Origin of the sequence: Enterobacter sp. SORGH_AS_0287 (assembly GCF_031453695.1) — a bacterium.
Classification (GTDB): Bacteria; Pseudomonadota; Gammaproteobacteria; order Enterobacterales; family Enterobacteriaceae; genus Enterobacter; species Enterobacter ludwigii.
This window is the reverse complement of sequence record NZ_JAVIZW010000001.1, coordinates 2,011,594-2,025,432: the sequence shown is the minus strand read 5'-3', so window position 1 is coordinate 2,025,432 and position 13,839 is coordinate 2,011,594. Positions and strand designations below refer to the sequence as shown.

The 13,839-nt window shown below is 54.3% G+C and carries 16 protein-coding genes; 8 read left to right on the top strand and 8 right to left on the bottom strand.

Annotated elements, in window-relative coordinates:
- The first annotated feature begins 44 nt into the window (after positions 1-44).
- The 4 genes from QE396_RS09620 (at position 45) to QE396_RS09605 (ending at position 3,915) form a co-directional block, all read left to right on the top strand.
- On the top strand, positions 45-518 hold the full coding sequence (locus QE396_RS09620; RefSeq protein WP_014169315.1) for a YbjO family protein: 474 nt from the start codon (positions 45-47) through the stop codon (positions 516-518).
- A gap of 40 nt (positions 519-558) precedes the next feature.
- Positions 559-1,686 carry a 23S rRNA (uracil(747)-C(5))-methyltransferase RlmC gene (rlmC, locus tag QE396_RS09615; RefSeq protein ID WP_047366298.1) on the top strand — a complete coding sequence of 376 codons (1,128 nt, stop codon included), beginning with the start codon at positions 559-561 and terminating at the stop codon, positions 1,684-1,686.
- A 71-nt stretch (positions 1,687-1,757) separates the two neighbouring features.
- The gene (locus QE396_RS09610) at positions 1,758-2,462 is read left to right on the top strand and encodes a response regulator transcription factor (RefSeq protein WP_014169317.1); all 705 of its coding nucleotides are present in this window, start codon (positions 1,758-1,760) and stop codon (positions 2,460-2,462) included.
- Complete coding sequence (locus tag QE396_RS09605) at positions 2,449-3,915, top strand: ATP-binding protein (RefSeq protein ID WP_047366297.1); 1,467 nt, start codon at positions 2,449-2,451, stop codon at positions 3,913-3,915. The genes QE396_RS09610 and QE396_RS09605 overlap by 14 nt, the downstream gene beginning before the upstream one ends.
- Before the next feature lie 63 nt (positions 3,916-3,978).
- Here the strand turns inward: QE396_RS09605 and artJ are convergent, their stop codons facing one another.
- The 6 genes from artJ to QE396_RS09575 form a co-directional block, all read right to left on the bottom strand.
- Positions 3,979-4,710, bottom strand: a complete 732-nt coding sequence (gene artJ / locus QE396_RS09600) for an arginine ABC transporter substrate-binding protein ArtJ (RefSeq protein WP_047366296.1) — start codon at positions 4,708-4,710, stop codon at positions 3,979-3,981.
- A gap of 177 nt (positions 4,711-4,887) precedes the next feature.
- Positions 4,888-5,556 carry an arginine ABC transporter permease ArtM gene (gene artM, locus QE396_RS09595; RefSeq protein ID WP_014169321.1) on the bottom strand — a complete coding sequence of 223 codons (669 nt, stop codon included), beginning with the start codon at positions 5,554-5,556 and terminating at the stop codon, positions 4,888-4,890.
- The gene (artQ, locus tag QE396_RS09590) at positions 5,556-6,272 is read right to left on the bottom strand and encodes an arginine ABC transporter permease ArtQ (RefSeq protein WP_047366295.1); all 717 of its coding nucleotides are present in this window, start codon (positions 6,270-6,272) and stop codon (positions 5,556-5,558) included. The genes artM and artQ overlap by 1 nt, the downstream gene beginning before the upstream one ends.
- A 6-nt stretch (positions 6,273-6,278) precedes the next feature.
- A complete protein-coding gene (gene artI, locus QE396_RS09585; RefSeq protein WP_047366294.1) occupies positions 6,279-7,010 on the bottom strand; it encodes an arginine ABC transporter substrate-binding protein ArtI in 732 nt (243 codons plus the stop codon).
- A 20-nt stretch (positions 7,011-7,030) separates the two neighbouring features.
- A complete protein-coding gene (gene artP / locus QE396_RS09580; RefSeq protein ID WP_014169324.1) occupies positions 7,031-7,759 on the bottom strand; it encodes an arginine ABC transporter ATP-binding protein ArtP in 729 nt (242 codons plus the stop codon).
- A 226-nt stretch (positions 7,760-7,985) separates the two neighbouring features.
- Positions 7,986-8,504 carry a lipoprotein gene (locus QE396_RS09575; RefSeq protein WP_014169325.1) on the bottom strand — a complete coding sequence of 173 codons (519 nt, stop codon included), beginning with the start codon at positions 8,502-8,504 and terminating at the stop codon, positions 7,986-7,988.
- 97 nt (positions 8,505-8,601) lie between these two features.
- Here QE396_RS09575 and QE396_RS09570 point away from each other — a divergent pair, with 97 nt between their 5' ends.
- The 3 genes from QE396_RS09570 (at position 8,602) to QE396_RS09560 (ending at position 10,644) form a co-directional block, all read left to right on the top strand.
- Complete coding sequence (locus tag QE396_RS09570) at positions 8,602-8,925, top strand: heavy metal-binding domain-containing protein (RefSeq protein WP_006174327.1); 324 nt, start codon at positions 8,602-8,604, stop codon at positions 8,923-8,925.
- The gene (locus QE396_RS09565) at positions 8,922-9,752 is read left to right on the top strand and encodes an N-acetylmuramoyl-L-alanine amidase (RefSeq protein WP_020884863.1); all 831 of its coding nucleotides are present in this window, start codon (positions 8,922-8,924) and stop codon (positions 9,750-9,752) included. Before QE396_RS09570 ends, QE396_RS09565 begins: the two co-directional genes overlap by 4 nt.
- Positions 9,753-10,020: 268 nt before the next feature.
- Positions 10,021-10,644 (top strand): helix-turn-helix domain-containing protein, encoded by a 624-nt coding sequence (locus QE396_RS09560; RefSeq protein ID WP_020884862.1) that lies wholly within the window; start codon positions 10,021-10,023, stop codon positions 10,642-10,644.
- On the opposite strand, the gene QE396_RS09555 is transcribed toward QE396_RS09560, so the two are convergent.
- Together QE396_RS09555 and QE396_RS09550 are read right to left on the bottom strand one after the other, a co-directional pair.
- On the bottom strand, positions 10,645-11,241 hold the full coding sequence (locus QE396_RS09555) for a hypothetical protein (RefSeq protein WP_020884861.1): 597 nt from the start codon (positions 11,239-11,241) through the stop codon (positions 10,645-10,647).
- The gene (locus QE396_RS09550; protein ID WP_020884860.1) at positions 11,241-12,803 is read right to left on the bottom strand and encodes an ExeA family protein; all 1,563 of its coding nucleotides are present in this window, start codon (positions 12,801-12,803) and stop codon (positions 11,241-11,243) included. Before QE396_RS09550 ends, QE396_RS09555 begins: the two co-directional genes overlap by 1 nt.
- Positions 12,804-13,103: 300 nt before the next feature.
- Here QE396_RS09550 and gspC point away from each other — a divergent pair, with 300 nt between their 5' ends.
- On the top strand, positions 13,104-13,835 hold the full coding sequence (gene gspC / locus QE396_RS09545; RefSeq protein ID WP_032670654.1) for a type II secretion system protein GspC: 732 nt from the start codon (positions 13,104-13,106) through the stop codon (positions 13,833-13,835).
- Positions 13,836-13,839 lie beyond the last annotated feature (4 nt).

Sequence of the window (13,839 nt, the reverse complement as noted above, 5' to 3'; positions counted from 1 at the left end):
TGTGCCGCGCATGACGCGGCACTGTTTTTCAGGGAAGTAAAACATTGGGATTATTAAAAAAATCACGTCTTACGCACGCTCGTCCAAACGTCCCTGCACTGGTGCAGGTGGCGGCGCTCGCTATTATTATGATCCGCTGTCTTGATGTGCTGATGATCCTTAACACCCTGGGTGTGCGCGGTATGGCTGAATTCATTCACCGCAGCGTACAGACGTGGAACCTGACGCTGGTCTTTTTGAGCAGCCTGGTACTGGTGTTTATCGAGATTTACTGCGCATTTTCGCTGGTCAGAGGACGCAACTGGGCGCGCTGGGTCTATTTGCTGACGCAAATTACGGCGGCGAGCTATCTGTGGGCCGCCTCGCTGGGGTATGGCTATCCGGAACTGTTCAGCATTGCGGGTGGATCAAAACGCGAGATTTTGCACGCGCTGTTTTTGCAAAAACTCCCGGATATGCTGGTGCTGTTTTTCCTGTTCGTGCCTGCTTCCAGTCGGCGGTTCTTCCAGCTGCAATAATGTGTATAATCGCAGCCCTCGTGATTCTTAAGGTTTTGATATGCAGTGCGCACTCTATGACGCCGGTCGCTGCCGCTCCTGTCAGTGGATAGAACAGCCGGTTTCTCAGCAACTCACCGCCAAAATGGCCGACCTGCAACACCTGCTGGCAGACCATGCCGTGGGGGAATGGTGCGCACCCGTCAGCGGGCCGGAGCAGGGCTTTCGTAATAAAGCCAAAATGGTGGTGAGCGGCAGCGTTGAAAAACCGCTGCTGGGCATGTTGCATCGCGAGGGTACGCCTGAAGATTTAACCGACTGTCCGCTTTATCCCGCCTCGTTTGCGCCGGTCTTTGCTGCGCTCAAACCGTTTATTGCCCGTGCCGGATTAACGCCCTATAACGTTGCCCGCAAGCGCGGCGAGCTGAAATACCTTCTTCTTACCGAAAGCCAGGTAGACGGCAGCATGATGCTGCGCTTTGTTCTGCGCTCAGAAGCCAAGGTGGAGCAGCTTCGCGCGGCGTTGCCATGGCTTCAGCAACAGCTTCCGCAGTTAACCGTTATCACCGCGAATATTCAGCCGGTGCATATGGCTATCATGGAAGGGGAGCGGGAGATCTTCTTCACCGAACAGCATGCGCTGGCAGAAACGTTCAACGATGTACCGCTGTGGATCCGTCCGCAAAGCTTCTTCCAGACCAACCCGACCGTCGCGAGTGCGCTTTATGCCACCGCCCGTGACTGGGTGCGGGCGTTAAATATCCATCATATGTGGGATCTGTTCTGCGGGGTGGGCGGCTTCGGTCTGCACTGCGCCACGCCAGACATGCAGCTTACCGGGATTGAGATCTCCGCCGAAGCGATTGCCTGTGCCAGACAGTCTGCCGAAGAGCTTGGGTTGACCCGGCTGCACTTCCAGGCGCTGGACTCCACGCAGTTCGCGACAGGGCAGGACAATGTGCCTGAACTGGTGCTGGTGAACCCGCCGCGCCGGGGCATCGGGAAAGCGCTGTGCGACTATCTGAGCCAGATGGCACCGGACTACATCGTCTACTCCAGCTGCAACGCGCAGACGATGGCAAAAGATATCGCGACGCTGCCGGGCTACCGCATTGAACGCGTCCAGCTGTTCGATATGTTCCCGCATACCGCACATTATGAAGTCCTGACGCTACTCGTTAAATCTTAAACAAAATGTGAACTCTGTCCGCCTGCGAAATCAGGTAAGCTTATCTCATCAGAATTGAAGAAGGCTTACCCATGAAGCAGATCCTGCTGGTGGAAGATGACCACGATATCGCGGCGCTTCTGCGCCTCAACTTAGAAGATGAAGGCTACGCCATCACCCACGAGCCCGACGGGGGCAATGCCTTACAGCGCCTCGAAAAGCAGCCGTGGGACGCGGTGATCCTCGATTTAATGCTCCCCAACGTCGACGGTCTGGAGATTTGCCGTCGCATCCGCCAGATGACCCGCTACCTGCCGGTGATCATCATCAGCGCCCGCAGCAGCGAAACCGACCGCATTACCGGGCTGGAAACCGGGGCGGACGATTATCTGGCCAAGCCGTTTTCGGTACAGGAGCTGATCGCGCGCATCAAGGCGCTGTTCCGGCGCCAGCAGGCGATGGGGCAGGCGCAAAGTGCCGGGAATATTCAGGCTCACGGCCTGACGCTCGACCCGCTGGCGCGCAGCGTGCTTTTGCACGGCCAGGTGGTGGATCTCACCCCGCGCGAGTTTGAACTGCTGTACTTCTTTGCCCGTCATCCCGGTGAAGTTTTCTCGCGTCTGGCGCTGCTGGAACAGGTCTGGGGCTATCAGCACGAAGGTTACGAACACACCGTCAATACCCACATTAACCGCCTGCGCATCAAGATTGAGAAGGATGCTGCCGAGCCGGAGATCATTCGCACCGTCTGGGGCAAAGGCTACAAATTTGCGGAGCCAAACGATGCGCCGCTTTAGCCTGAGCCAGCGCCTGACGCTGTTGTTTATTCTGCTGCTGACGCTCTGTGCGACCATCGCCTGCGCGGTGCAACTTTACAGCACCACGCAGTACGGTAATGCGATGGTGCAGCGGCTGTCTGGTGGCCTGGCGCAGCAGATTGTCCAGCGGGAACCGATTCTGGATGCGCAGGGCAGGGTTGACCGCCACGCGCTGAAACCGCTCTTTGACCGGCTGATGACCTTCAACCCAAGCGTCGAACTGTACGTTGTCTCGCCTGATGGCGAACTGCTGGCTGACGCCGCGCCGCCGGGGCATATCCAGCGGCAAAAAATCGACCTCGGGCCGGTGCAGACTTTCCTCAGTGATGCCGCGCGGCCGGTACTGGGCGATGACCCGCGAAGCCAGAACAAAAAGGTTTTCAGCGCAACGCCGTTGCGTCAGGACGGAGAGCTGAAAGGCTATCTGTACATTATTCTGCAGGGCGAAGAGTCAAACGCGCTGGCGGAGATGGCCTGGCATCAGGCGCTCTGGAACACCGTCCTGTGGTCATTAATGTGGGTCGCGCTGTTTGGTGTGCTGGCGGGGTTACTGGTCTGGTACTGGGTAACGCGTCCGGTCAAACGTCTCACGCAGGAAGTGGCCGGGCTGGAGCAGGACAGCATTAGCGCCATTAAACAGCTGGCGGCGCAGCCTACAGAAACCACGGTAAAGGATGAAGTGGCCACGCTGCGCAATACGTTTATCGAGCTGGCCCGTAAAATCACCCTGCAGTGGGATCAGCTGGCCGACAGCGATCGCCAGCGCCGGGAGTTTATCGCCAATATTTCGCACGATTTACGCACGCCGCTCACCTCCTTGCTGGGCTATCTCGAAACGCTGTCGCTGAAATCCGCGACGCTGACGCCGCAAGAGCACCAGCAGTATCTCGCCACGGCGCTGCGCCAGGGGCAGAAAGTGCGTCATCTTTCGCAGCAGCTGTTTGAACTGGCGCGCCTTGAGCACGGCGGCATCAAACCGCAGCGCGAGCGTTTTGCCATGGGTGAGCTGATATCAGACGTGGCGCAGAAATTTGAACTCACGGCCCGCACGCGGGAGGTGAACCTGCGCATTGATGTACCGGGCCCGTTGCCGCTGGTGAATGCCGATGTCTCGATGATTGAGCGGGTGGTGACTAACCTGCTGGATAACGCGATGCGGCATACGCCGACCGGTGGAGAGGTTCGTCTGGCGGTCTGGCAGGAGAACGCGCAGCTACAGGTTGAGGTGGCTGATAATGGAACCGGCGTTGATGCTTCTCTTCGCAACGATCTGTTTGAGCGTCCTTCGGCGTTAAATCCGCAGGCATCACGGGAAAACCGTGGCGGGTTGGGGCTGTTGATTGTGAAACGCATGCTGGAACTGCACGGCGGGGGGATCAGGCTGATGGAGTCCACGAACGGGGCTCGTTTTCGCTTCTTTGTTCCACTGTGAAATTGCCGGGTTTGCCCGGCCTACAGACCACCCCCGTAGGCCAGGCTACCCGACAAAAAGCTGTTATTGCGGGAACCACCGATCGCTGATTTTCTTGTACGTGCCGTCAGCTTTAATTGCTTTCAGCGCGCCATTCAGTTTTTCCAGCAGGGCTTTGTTATCCGGACGCACCGCAATGCCCAGGCCCGTACCGAAGTACTGTGGATCGGTCACTTTTTCGGTCGCGGTGCCCAGCTGTGGGTTGGTTTTCAGCCACTCGTTCACCACCGCAGTGTCACCGAAGACACCATCAATACGGCCATTTTTCAGGTCGATAATGGCATTCTGGTAGCTGTCATAGGCCACGGTTTTCACTTCAGGATGTTTGTCCTGCAGGTATTTCTGGTGCGTGGTGCCGTTTTCCATCCCAATGCGTTTGCCTTTCAGCTGGTCAAAGGATGTGTAAGCCCCTTTCTTCGCAATGACCACCGCCGAGTTGGCGTAGTACGGGTCGGTGAAGGTGACCTGCTTGCTACGCTCTGGGGTGATGTCCATCCCGGAGATCACCGCGTCGTATTTTTTGAATTTCAGCGACGGGATCAGGCTGTCAAACGCATGGTTCGTGAACGTGCAGTCGGCCTGCATCTGTTTGCACAGGGCTTTGGCGAGGTCGATATCAAAACCGACAATCTGGTTGCTGGCATCCAGCGACTCAAACGGCGGATAGGTGGCCGAAACGCCGAAGTTGATTTTATCTGCAGCTGATGCGCCAGCGGCGAAAGTGACCAGTAAAGCGGCCAGAACTAACTTTTTCATTGTAATGCTCCCGTCTGTCAGTCTGTCTTATGCGCCGTGTCTGCGGCATGGAAATACAATGCCATTTAATGAATTTATATTCAATAAAAATGATTAAATATTATTTAACCCATAAAAAAAGACGGGCAGTCGTTAGACTTGCCCGTCTTCGTCAATAAAATTTATGCAAATCTGTGATTAATTACGGCGCTCAAACGCCAGCGCTTTACGTTCGATAAGGCGCATCATCAGCGTCAGCAAACCGTTCACCACCAGATAGACCACGCCCGCGGCACCGAACACCATGACGTCATAGGTGCGTCCATAGAGCAGCTGCCCGTGGCCCATGACTTCCATCAGCGTGATGGTGTAGGCCAGAGACGTACTCTTGAAAACCAGCACCACTTCGTTGGAGTAGGAGGAGAGCGCACGTTTAAACGCGTACGGCAGCAAAATAGCCAACGTGTCTTTCTTGCTCATGCCCAGCGCACCACAGGACTGCCATTGCCCTTCCGGGATGGCACGGATAGCCCCGTAGAACAGCTGCGTGGTATAGGCCGCGCTGTTCAGCGAAAGGGCAATCAGGGCGCATAGCCATGGCTCAGAAAGCAGATGCCAGATAACCGGATACTCCTGCAGCGACGGGAACTGGCCCGGGCCGTAGTAAATCAGGAAGATCTGCACCAGCAGCGGTGTACCGGTGAACAAGGTAATGTAGGCTCGCACAATCCATACCAGCACCGGCGTTTTTAGCGTCAGGACGATGGTAAAGATCAACGCCAGGATCAGCGCCACGATGATCGATGCGACGGTCAGCGTCAGGCTGGTGTGCAGCCCTTTCATCAGCTCCGGAAAATATTCAAGCATCAGCCTGGTCTCCGTTCAAAGCGCGTCGCACGCAGATCAATGCGCTTGAGGATGTACTGACTCACCAGCGTGATCACCAGGTAGATAGCCGCCGCCACGATGTACCAGGTAAACGGCTCCTGGGTACGGGTCGCGATACTTTTGGTTTGCAGCATTAAATCGTTCACGCTGATCAGGCTTACCAGCGCGGTATCTTTCAGCAGCACCAGCCACTGGTTACCCAGCCCGGGCAGCGCATGACGCCACATCTGCGGCATCACCAGACGGAAGAAGATCGCCGATTTCGACAAGCCTAACGCCTGGCCAGACTCCCACTGTCCCTGCGGAACCGCTTTCAGCGCACCGCGCAGGGTTTGCGAGGCATACGCGGAATAAAGCAGAGAGAGGGCAATCACGCCGCACAGGAACGGGCTGACGTCAAAGTTCTCAATCTGCATCTGCACCGGGATCTGCACCACACCCAGATTGAGGGTGAAGCCGTCCGACAGCGTTAACAGCAGCTGCGAGGAGCCAAAATAGATAAACAGGACCACCAGAATTTCAGGCAGCCCGCGCAGCACGGTGACCAGCGCTGAGCCGGTCCATGCGACAGGGAACCATTTTGCTGATTCCCATACCGCAAAGATCATCGCCAGCACAAGGCCGATAATCAGTGCGCAAACGGCAAGGCCGACGGTCATCCCGGCGGCGCTTGCTAAAGGAAAAATTTCATTCATCAGGAATTACTTCTGGAACCATTTTTGGTAGATGGTTTCGTAGGTGCCGTCTTTCTTCACTTTTTCCAGCGCAGCGTTGAATTTCTGCTGCAGCTCAGTGTTGCCCTGACGAACGGCAATACCCAGACCCGTGCCGAAGTAATCCTTGTCGGTCACTTTATCGCCCACTGGTGCCAGTTTATCGTTGGCTTTCAGCCATTCGGTCACCACGGCGGTGTCGCCGAACACGCCATCAATACGGCCGTTCTGCAGATCCAGCTTCGCATTCTGGTAGCTGTCATACGGAACGGTGGTGATTTCCGGGTGTTTATCCATGATGAATTTCTGGTGCGTGGTGCCGTTCTGCACGCCCACTTTCTTGCCTTTCAGCTGATCAACCGACGTGAATTTGCCTTTCTGACCAATAAACAGGGCAGAGTTGTCGTAGTAAGGGGTGGTGAAGAGAACCTGTTTTTCGCGCTCAGGGGTGATATCCATTCCGGCCATAACGGCGTCGATACGGCGGAACTTCAGGCTTGGGATCAGGCTGTCGAAGGCCTGGTTGCTGAAGGTACAGGTTGCGTCGATCTCTTTACACAGGGCGTTTGCCAGATCCACGTCAAAGCCGACAATTTTATTGTTCGCATCAATGGATTCAAACGGAGGATAAGACGCTTCAGTCGCGAAACGAATCGTCTGGGCTGCGGTAGCGGAAAGGGTGACGCTGGCGAGCAGCGCGGCAAGTAATACTTTTTTCATTATCATTTCCCCTGACACAATCAATGAGATAAATAGTTTTTGAACGCATCGGTTTGCGGGTTTGAGAAGCAGCTCGCATCACCTTGCTCAACGATATACCCGTTTTCCATGTAGACCACGCGGCTGGCCGTTTTGCGCGCCACTTCCACTTCATGGGTTACGATGACCTGAGTAATATGGGTTTCCGCCAGCTCGCGAATGATGCTCACGATCTGGGCGGTAATTTCGGGATCCAGCGCCGCGGTCGGTTCATCAAACAGCAGTACCGCAGGCTCCATCATCAGCGCACGGGCAATCGCCACACGTTGCTGCTGACCACCGGACAGGTGCAGCGGATAGCGGTCGCTGTAAGGCTTGAGGCGCAGACGCTCCAGCAGCTTATCCGCACGCGCGATCGCCTGATCTTTGCTTAAGCCCAGCACGCGGCACGGGGCTTCGATCAGGTTTTGCAGTACGGTCAGATGCGGCCAGAGATTGTATTGCTGGAAGACCATGCCAACGTTTTGACGCAGTTCACGAATCGCTTTATCAGACGGTGTTTTCGCGAAATCAAAATGGTTACCGGCGATAGCCAGCGTACCCGAACGGGGCATTTCAAGCAGATTAAGGACACGCAGAAGGGAGCTTTTACCTGCACCGCTTGGGCCAAGCAAAACCAGCGTTTCGCCTTCCGGGCAGTCCAGCGTGATGTCAAACAGCGCCTGGTGTGCGCCGTAGAAGCAGTTAATGCCGTTTAGTTTAATACTCATCGGGGCAGTCTTTACTCATCCAGGCAATCTATAGCAATTGAGGCCGCAGATAGTACCGTTGACAGAATAGTTATGCAATATTTCTGCGTTAAAAGTTAAATATAACCCGCAATACCCTCTAAACATAGCACAAAATAGCGAACGGCAATGTCGGCGAGTATAAATGTCGGCATTCCGCATGAAATGCCGCACATTTTACGGGGTTAACGCTTTTTAAACGGGAGGCTTAGCGGTTTTCAATCGACTGGCGGAGCGTGCCTGCCGGGGCGTGAACGCTGCCACCGACGTACCTTACGTCGTCCACCGCCCAGCACTGACCTTCACGGATCATCAGCACTTCATCCTGCCAGGTTTGGGTTCCCTGGGTCAGTTTGACGCGCAGGGGAATGTTTCGCGCATCGGTGTTTGGGATCGTTGAAGCACTGGTGACCTCGGCGCTGTCAGGCAGCGTGGCGCGGCTGGAGAACGGATCGGATTTAAGCAGCGCGTTATGCTGCGGATCGCGGGTGGCGTCGCTCAGCAGTTTCGCCAGGCCGTCACTCAGATACGGTCGCAGGGCGGTAATATCATTGCTGCGGTGCTGTATGCGGTAATCATAGAACTGTTGCGCCACGGTATCCGGGCCGCCCTCAATGCATGGGCCGCTGCGGGTACCAATATCCTTAAAGGCTGGCGTGACCGTGGTGGTGCAGGCGCTGAGCACCAGCGCGCAGGGCACGAAAAGTGTTAAAGCTGAATAGCGCATGTTGATTTCCTTATTTATTAACTATCCTTTCAATCATAGCGTAACGAACCGATAATGCTGTACCTAAGGCATTGAACGCTAAAGAAGGAGAGAAAGTATGCAGTTTTCAACAACGCCTACCCTGGAAGGGCAACCTATTACCGAGTACTGCGGCGTGGTCACCGGCGAAGCCATACTGGGCGCGAACATTTTCCGGGACTTCTTTGCCGGCATTCGCGATATCGTGGGGGGACGTTCTGGCGCGTATGAGAAAGAGCTGCGCAAAGCCCGCGAAATTGCGTTTAAAGAGCTTGGCGAACAGGCCAAGGCGCTGGGTGCAGATGCCGTGGTAGGTATCGATATTGACTACGAAACGGTCGGTAAAGATGCCAGCATGCTGATGGTGAGCGTAAGCGGTACGGCGGTGAAAACCCGTCGATGAAGCGCTCGCTTGCCACACTCCTGCTGGCGCTGTTGCTGGCAGGGTGCGCCACGGAAAAAGGCATTATTGATAAAGGTGCCTATGAGCTGGATACCCGCCATCAGGCCCAGGCGGCTTACCCGCGTATAAAGGTGCTGGTGATCCACTACACCGCCGATGACTTTGACAGCTCGCTGGCGACGTTAACCGACAAGAATGTCAGCTCTCACTACCTGATCCCCGCCAAACCGCCTGCCCCTGAGGGCAAACCGCGTATCTGGCAGCTGGTGCCGGAGAGCGAACTGGCATGGCATGCCGGCATCAGCTTCTGGCGCGGCACCAACCGTATTAATGACACCTCCGTGGGGATTGAGCTGGAAAACCGGGGCTGGCAAAAAACGGCGGGGGTAAAACACTTCACCCCGTTCGAGCCGGCGCAAATTGCGGCTCTGATCCCGCTCGCCAAAGACATTATCGCCCGCTACGACATTAAGCCGCAGAACGTCGTCGCGCACTCTGATATTGCCCCCCAGCGTAAAGACGATCCCGGCCCGCTGTTCCCCTGGCGCGAACTGGCGCAGCAGGGAATGGGTGCCTGGCCCGATCCGGACCGCGTCAACTTTTATCTCAATGGGCAGCCACGCTATCAGGAAGTGGACAGCGCACTGCTGCTCGATCTGTTAGCGCGGTATGGCTATGAAGTGCCTGAGGCTGCCACAGCCCAGCAGCAGAAAAGAGTGATTACCGCGTTTCAAATGCACTTCCGTCCACAGCTGTGGAATGGTGTGGCTGACCGTGAAACGCTGGCCATCGCTGAAGCGCTTCTGGAAAAGTACGGACAGGGGTGATCCTGCGGGATACCCCCTCGTAAGTATTTTTCGCGTAATTTAAGTAAGATTAATCTTAAGTACAAATTCAATTCATTTTTAGTTAATTGACTTAAAATTATCCGGATTTAAGATGGACACATAGCTTGCTAAGTAAAGCAGCAAATTAACGTAAACAATTTCTATTTTTATTTTCTCCTTGAGTGTTTCATCAGGAAAATATTCCTGGGTTGAGGCCTTACGTCTTAATCCTGAGTTTTATATTTCACATCTTAAATTGGGTATAATAATGTTAAGCATCTACGGTAAAAAATTACGTCCGCAAAACGAAGTCAACGCAATTATTTCTGCAACGTCAGGATTTGAAGAGAAGACGTTAAAAAAGTGGCAGAAAATATCTACCAGTGATTCACAGTATATTCATATTATCGTCAGTGGCGACGTTGAGTTCCGCCGCGAATCTGATGAACTGTGCATGTTCACCGTTCAGGGGCCGTGTATATTTGGGCTTTGTTCTATGTTTTACAGCGCCACGCACATGTATGGCCTCATTCGGTCAAATACCGTCGTGCGCTCGATAAAAAAAGAGGACTTCGCCCAGCTAATGACTGAAAACAATCTGTGGCCGGAACTGACGAAAGTGCTCTCCTGGTATATTTGTATGCTGAGCAAGCGTGACGATGTGCTGGTTGCCCGCAGCGCCTATTCGGTAGTGCGCGAATTTTTATACGAGATTAATGAACTGATTGTTCAGCATCAGCGTGATATCAATATATATGACTATATTCAGGAATACACCAACCTGGCACGCAGTACCATTATTAAAATCCTCTCCGACCTGAAAAAAGGTCAGTATATTGTGGTGGAAAAGGGGCGACTCCTTAACCTGACATCCTTGCCTGAAAAATATTAATTACTCCAGCCGGTCTCCTTTATGACGTAAAGGGGACCGGGAAATATCCTGCGTTTCGTCAACCGGCGGCGCGGGAATTTTGCCTTGCGAATAATCCTGCTCTTGTTCTTTTAACGCCTGCTTAAACAATTCTGTTAATGAGGAACTGTCACTGCCAGCCCGTGCAGAAGCGTCGGTGTGTGCCCCGGTACCGGGTAACGTATCCCGCGCGGTATCGTGCTGAGCCACTCCTTCAGGCGCCTGCTGCCAGTCGGTATCATCGCCGTTAATCGGCAGATCCTGCAGGGCAGGCATATCCTCATGCACCGGCGCAGGTTTAGGGTGCGGATGCGGGAAGGGTTTGCTCACATACACATAATGCATATCTGAAAGCTGTGTTTCCGGTCTGGCGCTGCTCGCGTTGATGGGGGCGGGTGCAGGGTGGCGCAGATCCCAATACACATGCGCGTACAACCCGGCCATCAGCATGGCGCACAGACCCAGGAGTCCTAAAACGATGTGGGCAAAAACGTTTCTCAGTCCGGGAAGGCGATATGAAAACCAGACCGCTTCCCCGGTGGTGTAGCTGCGCTGAGCCGCAAGGCTGATAGTAGACATCAGGAATGCTTCTCCTGCATTTTCGCATCCGGTATTGCATGCGAAGCCTGGATCAATACGCTCGGCGTGGTGTTGGTTTCCCGCATTAACTGCATCAATGTCTCTTCGCCGGGAATACCGTCCACATGCAGATGCATTTTTTGCTGGAACGCGCGAGTGCGTTTCATCATCTCCGCAGTCCAGCGCTGAGCGTGGGTTTCAGGCTGAGAAAGGGCCTGGCTCAGCTGCTGATCAAGCCAGGTCATCTCTTTGCCGTCACTGGTTGTGCTGATGGCGTCTTTACCTTCCGGCGTCAGGCGGTGCAGTTGCGTATAGTTTCCGGTTGCATGCCGGTTAAACCAGCTGCGGCTGACCTGCCAGGTCCGGTTATTCATCAGCAGGTCCATCGAGGTTTCTCCGACGCGGGCGACCACCGCATAGTTAAGATGATTGCCGGTTTTGAGCTCGCTCACCCACGGATAACCTTCGCCTGCCAGCGCATCCGGAGAGGCATTTCCCTGCTTACACATCAGGTTTACCTTCACCGCGTTTTGACACAGCGCATCGTCCGCCGAGGCGTCATACCCCCACATCAGATAAAGCTGATGCATCGCGTCCGGCTGATTGACTATTTCCTTGTCGATAACCGGCACGACGGGGGCCTGAACGGGGGCGGCCGGGTGTTTCCAGCTTATCGGGACCGGCAGAGAAACCGGGAGGCGAGCAGTCATTGAGGCGGTGAAATACCAGCCGCAAGCCGCGAACAGCACAGAGGCAAACAGTGAAACCGTTGCCAGACGCTTACCCTGTTTTTTCGCGGGCAGCACCTCTGCGGCCGCCAGGCGTAAATGTCGCGGACTGACCTGGCTTGCGCGTTCGGTCCAGGCCGCGAGCATCGACAGGTGCGCCAGCGCATTCAGTTCACTGATTTTCCCTTTTGTCATTGCGTGCATCTTACGCATGCGCGCCGGGGATAACGGCGAACTTTCGCCCCCGTGCTCTTCGCACTGCGCCTGCACGTAGCTGAGATATTCACGGCAGGTCAGGGGGCGCAAGGTGTGGTGGGTATGCACATATTCACGCAGATCAGATTGCTGTAGCAGCGCCACCTGATTTTCCGCGCCCGTCAGCACCACCGATAAATGAAACCCCAGCTCCTGCGCACGGGTGAGCAACATCCCCAGCACCGTCCGGCAGGTCTCTTTCATGGCTTCAGTATGGGAAATGACCAGCACGGTGGCCTGTGTTTTCCCGGCCTGCCACTGCTGCAGCACGGTATCGACCGCCTGAATACGGCTGGCGATTGCTTTCGTGTCCGGGCTGAGCTTGTACAGCAGGCTACTGGCGCTCAGTTTTGGAAACGCGTTGATGGCAAAAACGCGGTTGTCGCTGTTTTTCAGCGCATCGCTGAACTGGCCCAACAGCGAGGTATCGTCGCTAAAGAGCCCGCATATTCCCGCCTGTTGGGTTTTCTCTTTCAGCAGGTTAAAGACGTCCTGATGATAAGGCACCAGAAAATCCCCGGATAAGCGGGTGACCTTCCTGAAGGGCGGGGTTTTAAAAGTAAAGTGGCTCTGATACATAACGACTTACCGTCTCTGATTAGGAATAGCAACAGGTCGTGAAATTACGGTAAGGAGACGGGGCGATCAATTTTTCAACTGGGTAAAAATATCCGGCAGAAATGTCCTAACACCTCGGTTTTAGACGGTCAATAATTTTCTTTATTAAAGTTGGTGGCGAAGTCGATGGTCGTATTCACCGCGTCTCATTACTCTCTTCACACGTTTTGTCGCAGCGTGATGCTGCTTATTTTCGCTTTGTTAAAGGCCAGATGAAAAATGAGGTTCTCATTTCTGTCACGGTGGATAACCCCTTGCATGATGTTGGCGCTGTTAATTTTTAGCGGCCAGCAAGGGTATTTCACGTTTAAAGATTATAAAAAGGTTACGAATAGGTTGGCTAACTCTGATGCGCAGCCGCTGAAAAACCGCCGCGAAGAGAAAACATTCACGCTTTTCACGGCGGCAACACGTCAGGACACTGGGCCGGCTGCGCTAAAAGCCCCGCTGGCGGCGGAAATAGAAGGCATTGTGCGCAGTGATGACCCCTGGCTTTCCTTCGCTGTTATTAAAACGCCCGCGGGCCAGAAGAGCTACCGCGAAGGGGAGCCGCTGACCGGTTTTAACGATGCCTTTATTCAGGAAATTAACAAAGACAGTGTCGTCGTGAATTATGAAGGCATCACGCAGACGCTGGCCTTAAAGAAACCGGATTATTTCAAGGGCGGCGTTGATAGCGGCCCGGTAACCAAATCGACAAAAGATGCAGGCGCAGACACGCTGCATCTGAATGATTATCTGGTATTAAAACCGGTTGTCGAAAAAGGCCAACTGGAAGGCTATGCCATTAATCCCCGGAATGCCTCTTCCTTTTATAGCCATTCAGGACTGAAAAAAGGGGATGTGGCAGTCGAAGTGAATGCTGTCGATATGACCGATGAAGTAAAGGCAAAAAATATTATTGCTGAATGGTCAAAAATGAAAGAAGCGGAGGTTGTCGTCAGACGTCACGCTCACCTTGAAAATATTCGGGTCAATGTTCTTAACAATTAATAAG